1 protein-coding gene is annotated in these 18101 nt (G+C 62.9%); it reads right to left on the bottom strand.

The genetic code is table 11. From position 1 onward, the window contains the following. Window positions 1–60: 60 nt before the first annotated feature. Complete coding sequence (locus HBA26_RS18340) at window positions 61–18066, bottom strand: Ig-like domain-containing protein (protein WP_166720972.1); 18006 nt, start codon at window positions 18064–18066, stop codon at window positions 61–63. Window positions 18067–18101: the final 35 nt, after the last annotated feature.

Raw genomic sequence — 18101 nt, 5'->3', positions numbered from 1 at the left:
AACGCCATTCGTGTAAAGAAACGCCAAAAGGCCGCGAGGATTGCTCCCCGCGGCGTTGGTTTACGCAATTAACAGCTGATGATTCGCCAGCAGCGTCGCCAGGTCCGTCTGCACGCCGTTCAGCGTCACCAGGGTGGTTGGCGAGAACTGGCCGCCGGTACCGTCCAGATCCACCTGGATTTCGGTATTGCTGCCGTTCTGCACCACGCGGACGTAATCGGTGATGTTGCCCGCGCTGCTGTCCAGCGTGGCCACGCCGTTCACGTAGCTCGCCGAGCCCGTGCCGGTATAGCCGCTGCCAGAGAGCAGATCGCGCAGGTCAATACGATCCGTGTCCGCAGTCCCTTCCCAGGTGCCGACGGTGAAGCCGTTCACCACGTCGTGCCCGTTACCGCCCGTCGCGTCCGACGCGTTGATCAGCTTGTAGAGCAACGTATCGTGACCGCCGCTGCCGATGTTGAAGGTGTCGTTCCCGCCGCGGCCTTCGAACTGGTTATCACCGCTGTTGCCGGTAATGACGTCGTCGAAGTTCGAGCCGTTGATGCCCTCAATGTTGAGCAGTCGTGACGTACCGAACCCGGTGTCCTGCGCGGTAGAGAGACGCAAATCAACGGTTACGCCGGAGGTCGCATTGCGGTAATCCACCACGTCCATCCCGCCGGTGTTGCTCCAGGTGTCGTAGTCGGAATGGGTATTCCAGCCGCCGGAGCCGTTGTAGGTATAGGTGCCATCCTCTGCGATAAAGGTGTCGTTATACCCGGTCCCGGTGAGGGTCCCGCTGTGGCCGCCTGTAGCTGCTTCGGCCGTCAGGACGTAGCCCTCTTTGCCGTTGCCCGCCTCCAGACCGCTCCAGGTGACGTTATCCGACACGCCGTTGGTGATCTTCAGGATCTCGGCCGAATAGGTTTCATTCGGATCCAGCCCGTAGAAGCTCACCAGCGCAGAGGTATCGTTCGAACCAATACCAGACTGGGCGTTGATGATCTGCGAAGCCACCAACACGCCCGCGGCGTTGTACAGATTGACCGTGTTGCCGTAGAAGGCGTTGATGCCCTCGCTGTCGACAATGTGCAGGTGCATCGCGGTACCGTCAGCAATTTTGGCGCTGTTTTGCACCAGCACCACCTTGCCGTTCTGCTGCGACACCAGCAGATCCTTCGCGCCGTCCCAGTTGTAGTCCACTGCCGCCACGCCGGTGGCGTAGGCCAGGCCAGTTTTAAGCTGGCTGGCGGTCCAGCTGGAACCGTAGCCGTTGTTGGTGAACAGCGTCGCAGTCTGTGAACCGCCGTAGGTGCTGAGCTTGATGATGTCCATCTGCCCGTCCCCGTTCCAGTCCACCGCCACCGACAGATACCCCGCCGTGGCGTTAGAGGCTTCCACCGCGCTCTTGGTGGTTGAGAGCTTCCCGGTACCGTCGTTGTAGTAAATCACCCCGCCGTTGTTGTTGTAGCTGCTAGCCAGGTACAGATCCATGTAGCCATCGCCGTTGAAATCCGCCCACGTCATAGACGCCGCCGTGGTGGTATTCGCGGCGTTTACCACAAACACGTTGGTCAGGTTCTGGCCGATGGAGAGCGTGCCGTTGCCGTTGTTGTTGATCACGGTTAACGAGTACGCGCCGCTGCGGTTGGTGTGCTGGACAATATCCACCGTACCGTCGTTGTTCAGGTCAACGCCGGAGATTTCACGCCCGGAGTCGAACTGGCCGTAGAAACCGCCCTCCCCGCCGGTGCCGTCCGGCGACAGAACGCCGTTGTTGTTCACCAGGTAGGTCAGTGAGTCCATACCGGCATCGCCGTAGGCCAGATCCAGGTAGCCATCGCCGGTTTTATCGTACGCAATCACGCCGCCATACCAGATGGTGGTCCCCATCGCCAGCTGGCTGGCGTTATAGGTGCTGCCATCGTAGGTCCACATCACCTGAGTAGACCCGGCGTAGGTATTCTCGGTCGCGAAAATATCCTGCGTGCCGTTACGGTCAAAGTCGGCGGCGGTCTGGCTCACCACGTAGTAGCCGCGGGTGTTGGTCAGCGTATTGCCGGCATAGGTCGAGCTATCGCTGCTGGAGTAAGCCTGAGTGTTAGCAATGATATTCCACAGACCGCTGCTGTTCATGCCGAGGGTCATGGTGGAGTTGTTGCTGTTCCCCGCCGTGGTCGCCCAGTCAGTATTCACCGTGGTGGTATCAATCACCAGGCTGCCGGTCGCCGTACCGGTGGTATTGCCGTTACCCGCGCTGCTCTTCACCTGCGCCGTCACGCTGTAGCCCGCCACGCTCAGGGCATCGCCGTCCGGGATCTGCAGGTACCAGGTATTGTGATCCGGGTCGACTACCACGGCCCCCCCCGTCTGGGAGGTGTAGGTTTTCCCGTTCACCGTCACCACCAGATACTCGCCATTCACCAGGTCGGCGGAGACGGTACCGCTGACGATTGGGGTGGTATCCGACGTGGTCTGGGCGGTAATCGCCGCCGTGGTGGTCGGGATACTGGTATCAACGTTCAGCACGAAGCCGTCCGATTCCGTGTAGTTACCGGCTTTGTCGGTCACGCGCACGATGTACGTGTGATTGCCATCGCTCAGGCCGTTATCCTGGAAGGACCAGCTTGCGCTGCCGTTCATGGTCACCTGACCGAGCAGAACGCCGTCGCGGTATAGCTGGACGATCTCGCCGTCTTCAGGGGCGCGGTTGAGCGTACCGTTGATCAGCGGTGCGTTATCGTCCGTGGCCACCGTGCTGCCAAAGGTGCCCTGACGCTCGCCTTCACCGTCGGTATAGCTCACTACCGTGCCTACCGTAGCTGGCGGCGTGGTGTCCACCGTCACCACCTGAGAGGCGGTGGAGCCGACGTTGCCCGCCTGGTCGATAATCCGCACCTGCCAAGTGTAGTCTCCGTCAGGCAGAACGCGGGTATCGGTGTAGCTCCAGCGCTGGTTGGTGACCGTGGCGTCAACCCAGGTGTTTCCGCCGTCGAGGCTGATCTGCACCCGTTCGTCGCTCGCCAGCGCGCTGCCCAGCGAGCCGTTGATGGTCAGGGTGGTGTCCATAGTGATGAAATCACTCCCGGACTGCCCTGTATCATCGCTGATGCTGTCGATGGTGATGCCGTACTGCGGCGCCTGGGTATCCACCGTCACGGTCTGGGTGGTAGTGGCACCGACGTTGCCCGCCTGATCGACTACCCGCACCTGATAGCTGTAATCCCCGTCGGCCAGAGTGCGCGTGTCGTTATAGCGCCACTGGGTACCGCTTACCGTGGCATACACCCAGGTGCTGCCGCCGTCCATGCTCACCTGCACGTACTCACCCGCCCCTAACTCTGCGCCAAGCGTGCCATGCAGGGTGTACGAGGTCGAACTGGTCAGGAAGTCGTTATTGTCGAAGCCGGTATCCACGGTGATGTTATCCACCGTCACCGTAATCGCCGCATCCGGGGCGACCGTATCGACGGTCACCTGCTGATGGGCGCTGGCGCCCACGTTGCCCGCCGCATCCACCACGCGCACATAGTAGTCATAGGTCTGGTTACCCAGCGTACGTCCGTCCACGTAGTACCAGCTGTTGCCGGTGACGATTACGTTCTGCCAGGTGACGCCGCCGTCGATGCTGATCTGGGCATACTCGCCGTCGGCCAGCGTCGCGCCGAGCGAGCCGTGCAGCGTCAGGGACGTATCGTTGGTGATAAAGTCGCTGCTGCTCAGGCCGGTATCGTCGCTGATGCTGTCGATAGCGATCGTTTTGCTGGCGTCCGGCGCAACCGTATCAATCGTCACGACCTGGCTGGCGGTGGCGCTGATGTTGCCCGCGTCGTCAATCACGCGCAGCTGGTAGTTGTAATCCCCGTCGGCCAGCGTACGACCGTCCACGTAGGTCCAGGTCAGGCCGCTCACGCTGACGTCGGTCCAGGTGACGCCGCCGTCGAGGCTGATCTGCGCGTGGTCGCCGCTGCCCAGCGCCGCGCCGAGCGTCCCTTTCAGGCTGATCTGGTTGTCGCTGGTGATAAAGTCGCTGCCGGACAGGCCGGTATCCTGGGTAACGGAATCCACGGTAATGGTCGTTGCCGCAGGCTTCGTCAGGTCAATCACCACGTCCTGGCTGTCCGTTGCCCCCACGTTACCCGCGCTATCGATCACCCGCACCTGGTACTGATACGAACCGTCCGTCAGGGTGCGGCCATCGGTGTAGCGCCACGTGGTGCCGGTCACCGTCAGGTCAATCCAGGTGGTGCCGCCGTCGAGGCTGATCTGCGCCTTCTCGTTATTGCCGAGCTGCGCGGTCAGGGAGCCGTTGACCACTACCTGCTTATCGTTGGTGATGAAATCCGTCGCGCTCAGGCCGGTGTCGTTTTGCAGCGAATCAATGCTGATGCCCATCGACGGCGCGGTGAGATCGACGGTGACGGTGTGGTTATCGCTGGCGCTGTTGCCGATGGCGTTGCTGACCTGCGCCTTAATCACGTACGAACCGCCGTCTGCCAGCGCGGTGACGTCTGCGCTGCCCACCGTGTAGCTCCAGGTGCCGTCATTCTGCACGGTCGCCGCGTAGGTTTTGCCGTTCAGAGTGATGGTCACCGTCTGGCCCGCAGGCGCGTCGGTGGTGCCGCTGACGACCAGCGGCGTGCCGTGTTCGGCCGCGTTGACGATATCGTCCTGCGCAAAGGTGTTAATGGTGATGGTTGGGACATCGCCGTTCAGCGTCACGTCATGGGTTGCGCTACCCGGGTTGCCCGCCCTGTCGCTTACCGACGCGGTAATGGTGTAATCCCCGTCGCTCAGGCCGAGGAAATCACGCCCCGGCACGAAGACCGACCACGTTCCGTCCGCCCCGACGGTCGCCTGATAGCTGTGCCCGCTGAAGGAAACGGTCACCGTCTGGCCCTGTTCTGCCGTGGTGGTGCCGCGGATGGTCTGACCCGCCAGCTGCTCCGCATTGTTGACGATATCGTCATCCGCCACGGTGCTGATGGTCACGGTCGGCGCAGCGGTATCCACCGTTAAGGTGTGCGTGGTCTGGCCGCCGTTACCGGCTTTGTCGTTGACCGACGCGGTGACCGTCAGCGCCCCCTGGCTCAGGATAGCCAGATCTGCCGCCGGCACATCGAGCGTCCAGGTGCCGTCGCTGCCCACAAGCGCAGTGTAGGTTTTGCCGCCCAGCGTCACGGTGACGGTCTGGCCCGCCTCCGCGCTGGACGACCCGTGTACCGTCAGCGGCTGCTGCGCTTCCAGCGCGTTCAGCATGTCGTCACCCGACAGCGTCGCAATGCTCACGACAGGCGCGGTGGTATCCACGCTGATGCCGTGCGTCGCCGAGGCGCTATTGCCCGCGCTGTCCTGCGCCGACACGGATACCTGATAGCTCGCGCCATCGGCCAGGGCACCCACGTCTGCGGCCGGAACGGTGGTCGTCCAGCTGCCGTCGTTCTGGATGGTGGCCGTATAGGTCTTGCCGTTCAGCGTCACGGTGACCTGCGTCCCGCTGGCGAACTGGGCGCTGGAGCCGTTAATCACCAGCGAACTACCCGCTTCTGTCGCGTTGATGACGTCGTCACCGCTGAGGGTGTTCACCGTCAGCGCCACGGAAGCCGTGTTCACCACCACATCGTGAGTCTGGGTGCTGCTGTTGCCCGCGCTGTCGGTAATGGTCGCGCTAATGGTCACGGTGCCGTCGGTCAGGGCAGAAATCACGCTGGCCGGAACGCCCACGCTCCAGTTGCCGCTGGCGTCAACGGTGGTGGTGTACTGGTTCGAACCGATGGTGATGACCAGCTTATCGCCGACGCTCGCGCCGGTTGCCGTTCCGCTCACGATCTGCGCCTGCCCGTGCTCCACGCTGTTGATGACGTCATCGCCCGCCACAGCCTTAAAGCTGACGGACGGCGGTGTGGTATCAAGCGTAATCGCTTTGCCCGCGCTGCCCGGGTTACCCGCGGCGTCGCTCACGCTGACCTGCAGGGTGTAACCGTTATCGGCCAGTGCGGAGAGGTCGGTGCCCGGCACGTTGACGCTCCAGATACCGCCCTGCTGCACCTGAGCGCTATAGCTCTTGCCGCCCAGCGTCACGGTGACCGTCTGCCCGGCTTCCGCCGTGGTGGTGCCGGAGATGGTCACGCCCGCAGCCGCTTCGCTGCCGTTAATCACGTTATCACCTGCCACCGTATCAATCGTCACGGTCGGCGCGGTCGCATCCACGCTATACTCGCGGCCTGCCGTCGCGCTGTTGCCGTGCACGTTGGTGACGCTCACCTGCACGCTGGCGTCGCCGTCCTTCAGGCCCGCGAGATCCGCGGAAGGCACGGTGGCCGTCCAGTTGCCGTCGGCATCCACTTTCGCGGTGTAGGTTTTGCCGCTGAAGGCGATTGTGACGGTCTGGTTTTCCTCCACGTTCGAGGTGCTGCCCGAGAGCACCAGATCCGCGCCTTTCTCCGCCGCGTTAATCACGTCGTCGGTGGCGATCGCATCGATGCTGATCGCCACGGCCGCCAGATCGACGGTGACGTCGTGACTGATGGAGACCGGGTTGCCCGCGCTGCTCTGGCCTGCCACGGTGACGGTCACCGCGCCTGCTGCCAGGGCACCCACGTCTGCGGCCGGGATCGCCGCGCTCCAGGTACCGTTCGCCAGCACGGAGGCCGCATAGGTTTTGCCGTTAACGGTCACGGTGAGCGTGGTGCCCGCCGCCAGCCCGTCGCTGGAACCGGTGACGATCAGGTTCTGTCCGTGCTCGATGCTGTTGATCACATCATCGCCCGCCACGGTATTGATACGCAGACCCGGCAGGCTGGCGTCTATAACGATTTCGCGCTCGCCCGCGCCGGTATTGCCGTGGCCGTTGGTGACGGTCGCCGACACGGTCAAATCGCCGTTGCCCAGCGCCGTCAGGACGGACTCCGGCACGCTCACGGACCAGGTCAGATCGCTCTGCACCGTCGCGGTGTAGCTGTTGCCGCCGATGTTCACCGTCACCGTGTTACCGGCTTCCGCGTTCGCCACCTTACCGGTAATTGTCTGGCCTGCCGCCACTTCTGCCGCGTTGATGACGTTATCACCCGCCACGGTGTTGATGGTGACGGTCGGCAGCGCGGTGTCGACCAGCAGGTTCGCCGTATTGCTGACGCTATTGCCCACGCCGTTGGTCGCGGCTGCGCTCAGGGTGTAATTCGCTTCGCCCAGACCCGCCAGATCCGCCGCCGGAACCGTCAGGCTCCAGGTGCCGTCCGCAGCGGTCATTGCGGTGTAGTTTTTACCGTTGAGGGTCACGGTCACCAGGGTGCCTTGCGCCAGGTTGGCGCTGGTGCCGCTGACGTTTAGTTCCTGACCTTTTTCCACCGCGTTCAGGACGTTATCGCCGCTGATGGCGTTGAAGCCCACGGACGGCAGCCCGGTGTCCACGGTGACGTTATGGCTGCCGCTGCCGGTGTTGCCCGCCGCGTCGGTAACCGACGCAATGACGGTCACGGTGCCGTCGCTGAGGCCGGAAATCACGCTGGCCGGGACGCCCACGATCCAGTTACCTGCTGCGTCCAGCACGGTGGTGTACGTCTGGCCGCCGATGGTCACGGTGACCTTATCGCCCGCTGCCGCGCCGGTGGCGGTGCCGCTGATAATCTGCGCCTGACCGTGCTCGGCGACGTTAATCACGTCGTCGCCCGCCACGGCGTTGATGGTGACTGCAGGGACGGTCACGTCCACCGTCAGGTTATGGTTTACGGATGCCGGGTTGCCCGCCTTGTCACTGACCGATGCGGTAACGGTGACGCTGCCGTCGCTGAGCGACGCCAGATCCGCCGCCGGAACGTCCAGCGTCCAGCTGCCGTCCGCGCCGACGGTTGTGGTGTAGTCCTTGCCGTTCAGCGACACGGTCACGGTCTGGCCCGCTTCGGCGGTGCTGGTGCCGGAAACCGTCAGGTCAGACTGCGCTTCCGTGGCGTTCAGGATGTCGTCAGTCGCCATCGTATTAATGGTGACGGATGGCGCGGTGGCATCCACGCTGTACTCGCGGCCCGCCGAGGCGCTGTTGCCGTTCACGTTGGTGACGCTCACCTGCAGGCTGGCGTCGCCGTCCTTGAGGCCCGCCAGATCCGCAGCCGGCACGGTATAGGTCCAGTTGCCGTCTGCTTCTACGGTAGTGGTGTAGATTTTACCGTTCAGGCTCAGGGTGACGGTCTGCCCGGCTTCCACGTTGGTGGTCGCGCCGGACAGCACCAGATCCGCCCCTTTCTCCGCCGCGTTGATCACGTCGTCGGTGGCAATGGCGTTGATGCTGATGGCAACGGTAGCCAGATCCACGGTCACGTCGTGGCTGATGGTAATCGGGTTACCCGCCGCGCTGTCGCCGGTGACGCTGATTTTCACGGTGCCTTCCGGCCACGCGCTCACGTCCGCAGACGGAACCGCCGCGCTCCAGGTGCCGTCCGCCAGCACCGTCGCCGCATAGTCTTTGCCGTTCACGGTAACGGTCAGCGCCGTGCCCGCCGCCAGCCCGTCGCTGGAGCCGGTGACGATCAGGTTCTGTCCGTGCTCGATGCTGTTGACCACGTCGTCGCCCGCCACGGTGTTCACGCGCAGGCCCGGCAGGTTAGCGTCGATCGTAATATCGCGCTCCCCGGTGCCGGTGTTGCCGTGGCCGTTGGTGACGGTTGCCGTCACGCTCAGGCTGCCGTTGCCGAGTGCGGTCAGCACATCAGACGGCACGTTCACGGACCAGCTCAGATCGTTTTGCACCGTTGCGGTATAGCTGTTGCCGCCAACGGTCACGGTTACGGTGTTGCCCGCTTCGGCATTCGCCACGGTACCGCTCAGGGTCTGGCCTGCCGCCACTTCCGCCGCGTTGATAACGTTATCGCCCGCCACGGTGTTGATGGTGACGGTCGGCAGCGCGGTGTCGACCAGCAGGTTCGCAGCGCTGCTCACGCTGTTGCCCACGCCGTTGGTGGCGGTCGCATTGAGGGTGTAACTGGCCTGACCGAGACCGGCCAGATCCGCAGCCGGAACCGTCAGGCTCCAGGTGCCGTCTGCAGCGGTCGTTGCGGTGTAGTTTTTACCGTTGAGGGTCACGGTCACCACGGTGCCTTCCGCCAGGTTGGCGCTGGTGCCGCTGACGCTCAGATCCTGACCTTTTTCCACCGCATTCAGAACGTTATCGCCGCTGATGGCGTTAAAGCCCACGGACGGCAGCCCGGTATCGACGGTCACGTTATGGGTGCCGCTGCCGGTGTTGCCCGCCGCGTCGGTAACAGACGCAGTGACGGTCACGGTGCCGTCGCTGAGGCCAGAAATCACGCTCGCCGGAACGCCCACGCTCCAGTTACCTGCCGCGTCCAGCACGGTGGTGTAAGTCTGGCCGCCGATGGTCACGGTGACCTTATCGCCCGCTGCCGCGCCGGTGGCGGTGCCGCTGATAATCTGCGCCTGACCGTGCTCGGCGACGTTAATCACGTCGTCGCCCGCCACGGCGTTGATGGTGACCGCAGGGACGGTCACGTCCACCGTCAGGTTATGGTTTACGGATGCCGGGTTGCCCGCCTTGTCGCTGACCGATGCGGTAACGGTGACGCTGCCGTCATTAAGCGCCGCCAGATCCGCCGCCGGAACGTTCAGCGTCCAGCTGCCGTCCGCGCTGACGGTTGTGGTGTAGTCCTTGCCGTTCAGCGACACGGTCACGGTCTGGCCCGCTTCGGCGGTGCTGCTGCCGGAAATCGCCAGGTCAGACTGCGCTTCCGTCGCGTTCAGGATGTCGTCAGTCGCAATCGTATTAATGGTGACGGATGGCGCGGTGGCATCCACGCTGTACTCGCGGCCCGCAGAGGCGCTGTTGCCGTTGACGTTGGTAACGCTCACCTGCACGCTGGCGTCACCGTCCTTCAGGCCCGCCAGATCCGCAGCCGGCACCGTGGCGGTCCACTTACCCGCCGCGTCCACCGTGGCGGTGTAGTTCTTGCCGCCGAAGGTGATGTTGACGGTTTGATTTTCCTCCACGTTTGAGGTGGTGCCGGAGAGCACCAGATCCTCCCCTTTCTCCGCCGCGTTAATCACGTCATCGGTGGCAACGGCATTGATGCTGATGGCAACGCTCGCCAGATCCACCGTCACATCGTGGCTGATGGAAACCGGGTTACCGGCGCTGCTCTGGCCCGCAACGGTCACGGTAACCGTGCCTGCGGCCAGCGCACCCACGTCCGCCGCCGGGATTGCGGCGCTCCAGGTGCCGTCCGCCAGCACGGTCGCCGGATAGGTTTTGCCGTTTACGGTCACGGTCAGCGCCGCACCCGCCGCCAGCCCGTCGCTGGAGCCGGTGATAATCAGGTTCTGCCCGTGTTCGATGCTGTTGATCACGTCGTCACCCGCCACGGTGTCCACGCGCAGACCCGGCAGGCTGGCGTCTATCGCGATCTCACGCTCGCCGCTGCCGCTGTTGCCCACGCCGTTCGTCACGCTGGCGGTTACAGTCAGATCGCCGTTGCCCAGCGCCGTCAGGACCGATTCCGGTACATCGACGGACCAGGTCAGATCGCTCTGTACCGTTGCGGTGTAGCTGTTGCCGCCAATCGTTACGGTCACGGTGTTGCCCGCTTCGGCATTCACCACGGTGCCGCTAATAGTCTGGCCTGCGGCCACTTCTGCCGCGTTGATGACGTCATCGCCTGCCACGGTGTTGATCGTGACGCCCGGCAGAACGGACTCCACGTTGACGGTGTGCGAGGTGCTGGTGCTGTTGCCGACGCTGTCCGTTGCGGAGGCAGTGACGGTGTAAAGCGCTTCACCCAGTTGACCTACTTCGCTCGCCGGAACGGTCGTGGACCATTTACCGTTGGCCTCAACCGTGGCGCTGTAGGCTTTGCCGTTGAGCATCACGGTCACCACCGCGCCCGCCGCCAGTCCGGAAGCCGTACCGTTGATGGTCAGATCCTGCGTTTTCTCGCTGCTGTTGATCACATCGTCACCGGAGACGGTGTCAATGGTCAGCACCGGCGCGCTCAGGTTGACTTCCACCTCGCGCGTCGCGCTGTTGCTGTTTCCGGCTTTGTCGGTCAGCGCCGCGGTGATGGTGTAATCCCCGGCGGTCAGGGCACCGACGTCCGCCGCAGGCACGCCCACGCTCCAGTTGCCGGAAGCATCCAGCGTCGCCGTGTAATCTTTGTTATTGATGGTGACGGTCACCACGTCGCCCGCCGCCGCGCCGGTCACTGAGCCGGTAACGATCAGAGCCTGCCCGTGCTCGGCGCTGTTGATCACGTCGTCATCGGAAACGGTGTTGATGGTCAGCTGTGGCACGGTGGTATCGACCAGCACATCGCGAGCCGCAGAGGCCGGGTTGCCCGCTTTGTCCGACACGGCGGCGCTGATGGTATAGTTCCCGTCGGTAATCGCGCCCAGATCCGCAGAAGGCACGGTCACGCTCCAGCTGCCGTTTGCCTGCACGGTGGTGGTGTAATCCACGCCGTTCAGCGTGACGGTCACGGTCTGGCCCGCTTCGGCGTTAGAGACGCCGTTGACGACCAGATCCTGCTGCGCTTCGGCGGCATTGATGATGTTGTTGTCGCTGACGATTTCGATGGAGACCGTCGGCGCGGTGGCGTCCACGCCGTACTCGCGTCCCGCCGAGGCGCTGTTGCCGTTCACGTTGGTGACGCTCACCTGCACGCTGGCGTCGCCATCCTTCAGGCCAGCCAGATCTGCCGACGGCACGGTCGCCGTCCAGTTGCCGCTGGCATCCACTTTCGCCGTGTAGGACTTGCCGCCGAACGTGATGTAAACCGTCTGGTTCTCTTCCACGTTGCTGGTGGAACCTGAAAGCACCAGATCTGCGCCTTTTTCTGCCGCATTAATCACGTCGTCGGTCGCAATCGCGTCAATGCTGATAGCAACCGTCGCCAGATCGACCTTCACGTCGTGGCTGATGGAGACCGGGTTGCCTGCCGCGCTATTTCCCTCGACCTTCACGGTGACCGTGCCTGCGCCGAGCGCGCTGACGTCTGCCGCCGGAATGGCCGCCGTCCAGGTACCGTCTGCCAGCACAGTGGCCGCGTAGGTTTTGCCGTTGACGATCACGCTCAGCGCCGCGCCCGCTGCCAGGCCGTCGCTGGAGCCGGTAATAATCAGGTTTTGCGCGTGCTCAATGCTGTTGATCACATCGTCGCCCGCCACGGCATCGACGCGCAGGCCCGGCAGGTTGGCGTCTATAACGATTTCGCGCTCGCCGGTTCCGGTGTTGCCGTGGCCGTTGGTGACGCTGGCTGACACCGTCAGTTCGCCGTTACCGATGGCGGTTAAGACCGTGGACGGCACGTTGACCGACCAACTCAGATCGTCCTGAACCGTCGCGGTATACGTATTGCCGCCGATTGAAAGGGTGACAGTGTCACCGCTCGCCGCGCCGCTCACCTTCCCGCTCAGGGTTTGTCCGGAAGCGACTTCCGCCGCGTTAATCACGTCATCGATGGCGATTGCGTTAATGGTGACCTGCGGCAACGCGCTGTCGACCAGCACGCTATGGCTGGCGTTCGCGCCGTTGCCTGCGCTATCGGTCACGCTTGCCGTGACGGTATAGCTCGCTTCGCCCAGCGCAGAGACGTTCGCCGCCGGAACGGTCACGCTCCAGCCGCCGCTGGCGTTGGTGTTCGCGGCGTAGCTGATGCCGTTCAGGATCACCGTAATGGCTGTACCTTCCGGCTGGTTGCTGGTGCCCGAAATCAGCAGGTCCTGGCCTTTCTCGACCGCGTTAATCACGTCGTCAAGCGCCAGGGTATTGATGGCAATCTCCGGCGCGGCCAGGGAGACGTCAAATTCATGCGTGGCGGTGCTGCTGTTACCCGCTTTGTCGGTGAGGGTCACGGAAATCGACTGCTCGCCGTTAGCCAGCGCGCCAACGTCTGCCGCCGGAACGCCCACGCTCCAGCTTCCGGACGCGTCCAGCATCGCGGTGTAGTCTTTGCCGTTCAGGGTGACGGTAATGACGTCACCCGCCTGCGCGCCCGTGACCTTGCCGGAGACGATCAGCGCCTGGCCGTGCTCGGCAATATTCACGATGTCGTCGCCCGCAACGATGTTAAAACTAATCTGCGGCACGGTGGTATCCACCAGCACGGAGGCATCCGCGCTGGCCGGGTTGCCGGCTTTGTCGGATACGGAAGCCGTGACCGTGGCGTTACCGTCGGTAATGCCCGCCAGATCCGCAGCCGGCACGTCCAGGGTCCAACTGCCGTCGGCCTGCACCTGCGCGGTGTACTGCTTGCCGTTGAAGGTTACGGTGACCGTCTGGCCTGCTTCGGCAGTGGACGTCCCGCTCAGGGTCAGATCCTGCGCTGCCTCAGCCGCGTTCAGCATGTTATCGCCGCTGATGGTATTGATGGTCACCGTTGGCGCGGCGGTATCGACGCTGAACTCCTGCGCAGACGACGCCGCGTTGCCGTTCAGGTTGCTCACGCTGACCTGCACGCTGGCGTCACCGTTCTTCAGTCCGCTCAAATCGGCTGCCGGTACGGTGTACGTCCAGTCGCCGTTGGCGTTCACCGTCGTGGTGTAGGTTTTACCCGCAAAGGTGATGGTGACGGTCTGGCCCGCTTCTACGTTTGCGGAGGAGCCGGAAAGCACCAGATCCTGACCTTTTTCTGCCGCGTTGAGCACGTTGTCCGCGGTCACGCTGTTGATGCTGACGGCGACCGGCGCGAGATCGACGTCCACGATGGTGCCGATAGTCACCGGGTTGCCGGAAGGATCCTGCGCGCTTGCCTTGATATCCAGCGAACCGTCCGCCCACTGGGACACGTCCGCTGCCGGAACCGCCGCCTGCCAGGTACCGTCCGCCAGTACGGTTGCGGAATAGATCTTACCGTTAATGGTCACCGTGACGGTGCTGCCCGCTGCCAGATCGGTGCTTGAACCGGAAACAATCAGGTTCTGAGCGTGCTCGATGACGTTAATGACATCATCACCTGCCACGGTATCAATACGCAGGCCCGGCAGTTGGGCGTCGATGGTGAAGTCCAGCGAAGACGAACCGGTGTTGCCGTGCGCGTTGGTGACGCTGGCCGATACGGTCAGTTCGCCGTTGCCGAGCGCGGTTAACTGGCTCTCGGTTAACGGCAGACTCCATGAGAGATCGTCCTGCACGGTAGCGGTGTATGTTTGACCGCCGAGGATAATCGTGACGGTATCGCCCGATGCCGCGTTAGAGACCTTCCCGGTCAGGGTTTGCCCTGCGGTGACTTCCGCAGCGTTGACGATATTGTCGGTCGCGAAAGTGTTGATAGTGACGACCGGCAACGCGCTGTCCACCAGCACATCGTGCGAGGTTGAGGCGCTGTTGCCCACATTATCGATAACGCTCGCCGTCACGGTGTAATTGGCTTCGCCCAGTGCGCTCACCGCAGAGGCGGGCACGGTGACGCTCCAGCTGCCGCTGGCGTTAGTGGTGGTGGTGTAGTTGATACCGTTCAGATTTACGGTGATGGTGGTCCCTTCCGGCTGGTTGCTGGTACCGGAAAGCAGCAGATCTTCACCCTTCTCTGCCGCATTGATCACGTCATCTACGGCCAGGGTGTTAATACCGATAACAGGCGTCACTGTATTCACCACCACATCCAGAGAACTGCTGCCGGTGTTGCCGGAGCGATCGGTCACGGAGACGTTAATGGTCCATGTGCCGTCCGTCAGCCCCTGAACGACGGATGCAGGCAGGCCGAGGCTCCAGTTGCCCGCCGCGTCCACCGCGGTGGTGTAGTCCACGTTATTAATAGTGATGGTGACCAAATCGCCCGCCGCCGCGCCGGTGACGGAGCCGCTCAGGATCTGCGCCTGAGAATGGGCCAGCAGGTTAACGGTGTTGGTGTCGGTGACAAAGTCATTAATGGTCACCTGCGGCACGGTGGCATCCACCAGCCCAACGCGGTCCGCACTGCTGCTGTTACCTGCCACGTCGCTGACGGAGGCCGTCACGGTGACAGTGCCGTCTGCCAGCGCGCCAACGTCGGCGGCAGGCACGTTCAGCGTCCAGGTGCCGTCAGCTTGCACGGTAGTTTGATAGTTTTTGCCGTTCAGCGTCACGGTGACCGTCTGGCCCGCTTCAGCGGTTGTGCTGCCGCTGAGCATCAGATCCTGCTGCGCTTCTGCCGCATTGATGATGTTGTCGTCGGTCAGATTATCGAGCGTAATGGCTGGCGGCTGCGTATCGACGGTTACCACGCGTGAGGCGTCCGCGCTGTTGCCGCTGACGTTAGTCACGCTGACGCTTACCTGCGCCCGCCCGTCAATCAGCGTTTCCATGGCGTGCGCCGGGACGGTCAGGCTCCAGGAGCCATCCTGCTGCACCTGCGCGGTAAAAGTCTGGTCGGCAAATTTCACCACCACGGTTTGCCCCGCCTCCACGCCCTGCGTCTGGCCGGAAAGGGTTAAATCGCTCCCTTTTTCTGCCGCGTTCAGCAGGTCATCGCCGGAGACGGTATCAATGGTGACCGCCACGGCGTTGAGATCGAGTTCAATCGGGTGTTCAGCCGCAACGGTGTTGCCCCAGGCATCTTCCGCGCTGACGCTGACCGTCATACCTCCGGCAGTCCAGGCCTGCAGATCCGCAGCAGGAACGCCAATGCTCCAGCCGCCGCTGGCGGTCACCACGGCCTGATATTCGACATTGTTGATGGTGACGACAATCGGCGTACCTGCGGCCAGATGGGTGCTGGCGCCGGTGACGGTCAGGTCCTGCTGTTGCTCGATGGCGTTGATTACGTCATCGCCGGAAATGGTGTTTACGCGCAGACCCGGCAGTTCCGCGTTGATATTGATATCGCGCTCGCCGGTGCCGGTATTACCGTGCCCGTTGGTCACGGAGGCGGTAAAGGTCAAATCCCCGTCGCCGAACGCCTGAAGATCCGCTGAAGGGATCGTGACGTTCCAGGTCAGATCGCTGCCCACCGTGGCGCTGTAACTCTTACCGCCAACGGTAACAGACACCGTATCGCCCGCCGCCGCGCCGGTAACGCGGCCACTGAGGGTTTGGTCCACGCCCGCTTCGGCGTTATTAACCAGGTTATCCCCCGCAAAGGTGTTAATGATCACCTTCGGCAGCACGGTATCGACCAGCAGATTCGCCTCTGCGGAGCCGCTGTTACCCACGCTGTCGGTGCCGCGGACGCTGACGCTATAAAGGGTGTTCGCCAGATTCAGGACGTCGGATACCGGCACCTGGATCGCCCAGATACCGTTTTCGACGGTCGCCTGATAGCTGACGTTGTTCAGCGTCACGGTAACGGCGCTGCCGTCCGGCAGGTTGCTGGTGCCGCTCAGGCTCAGCGGCTGCATCGCCTCCCGGGCATTCAGCACGTTGTCCTGGCTGATGGCGTCAATCGTAAATTCCGGCGGGTTGCCGCTCAGCGCAATGCCGTGCGTGGCGCTACCGGTGTTCCCCGCTGCGTCGGTGACGGAGACGGCAATGGTGTGATTGCCTTCACCCAGCGCGCCGACGACGGAGGCAGGAATGCCCACGCTCCAGCTGCCGTCTGCCTGTACGACGCCGGTGAAGGTCTGGCCGCCAACGGTCACGGTGACGACATCGCCTGCCGCCGCGCCGCTCGCCTGCCCGGAAATAATCTGCGCCTGGCCCTGCTCGCTGGTGTTGAGGATATCGTCGCCCGCGACGGTGTTGATGGTGACGACCGGCGCGTTGGTATCTACCGTGAAATCCGCGGTCACGGACGAGCCGTTGCCCGCTTTGTCGCTGACATTCACCGTCAGGGTGTGGTGACCCTCATTAAGGGCCTGCACCTCGCTGGCCGCCAGCGTGACGAACCAGGTGCCGTCGCTGCCCACCGTGGCGTTATAATTTTTGCCGTTCAGCGTCACCGTCACAATCTGCCCGGCTTCCGCGTTGGTTTTACCACTCAGCGTCAGCGGCTGGTTGTGCTCAGCGGCATTGATGATGTTGTCCTGTGCGAGCGTATCGACGGAGAGCGTTGGCGCAGCGGTATCCACGCCAATCGTCTGGCTTCCGCTCACGGTGTTACCCGCCGCGTCTTTGCCGCTGACGCTGACGGTCCAGGTACCGTCGCTGAGCGCCTGCGCGTCTGCCGCAGGCACGTTAACGCTCCATGCGCTGTCTGCTCCCACCTGAGCGGTGTAGGTTTTGCCGTTCAGCGTTACGGAAACGTCGGTTCCCTGCGCCAGATGCTGGCTGCTGCCGGACAGCGTAAAGCCTGCGGACTGTTCGCTGGCGTTAATCACGTTGTCACCCGCCGTTGTCGCCAGCGTAAGCGTGGCCTCGGACGTAGAAACGGTCACGGTGATGTTGCCCGCTGACGTGGTTTTACTGCCGTCGATCTGCACCACCGACCAGGTGTGCTCTCCGTCGGCCTGGGTCGGGAGTTTTACCGTCCAGGTGCCGTCTTTACCGACCATCGCGCTGGCGATGGTGCTGCCGCTGCCGTCTTTAATCTGGATGGTCGCGCCCGGCTGACCGGTACCGCTGAAGGTCGGCGCGTTATCGTCCGTGAGGGCGTTTGCGCTCAGCACTCCCTGCTTGTCGCCCACCTTGTCCGACAGCAGGAAGGTCGGCGTGGCGCTTTCCACTTCTTTTGTGTTATCAATGACTTTCGTTTTGGTTTCGCCGTCACCGCCGTGGGCCAGCAGTGCGCCGATAGCACCGCCGCCTAACGCCGCCCCTGCAATCCAGCCCCACGGGGCATCGCTCAGGGCGCTTCCCTGCTCCAGGAAGGGTTCAATGCTGCTAATGGGTGTGGCCTGCGCGGTTAATTCAGTAGCGGCAACGCCTGACGCTTCCCCGGCATCGGCAAAAGAGAGATGAGTCAGTTCCTGCCCGTCGTTGAACACCAGCTCTGACTGATGTTGGGTTTCAGGATCTTCAACAAAATAGTTATTGCAGCGAATAACGCTGCCGTCCTTCATATAAATGAGAAGGTCTTTACCCTGGCGGACATAACGCACCACGTCCTGAGCAGAGCCCTGAATTTCAATCACGCTCGGCGATGAAATAGAGACCGACAGATTTCCTTCGCCGGTTAATTTCGTTTTCTCCGCCGTTTTGCGAATGATGACATCAACAACCTTTACGTTACTCATATTCCTCTCCTTGCAGGTGTACGGATCCCTGTGGA

It is taken from the genome of Enterobacter sp. 725m/11 (assembly GCF_011683705.1).
Classification (GTDB): domain Bacteria; phylum Pseudomonadota; class Gammaproteobacteria; order Enterobacterales; family Enterobacteriaceae; genus Enterobacter; species Enterobacter bugandensis.
The sequence above is the reverse complement of the archived record's forward strand: the minus strand, read 5'-3'. Positions and strand labels throughout refer to the sequence as shown.

Bases quoted from the DNA above. Each gene is read 5' to 3' on its own strand.
- HBA26_RS18340 (WP_166720972.1), bottom strand. From the start codon at position 18,066: ATGAGTAACGTAAAGGTTGTTGATGTCATCATTCGCAAAACGGCGGAG.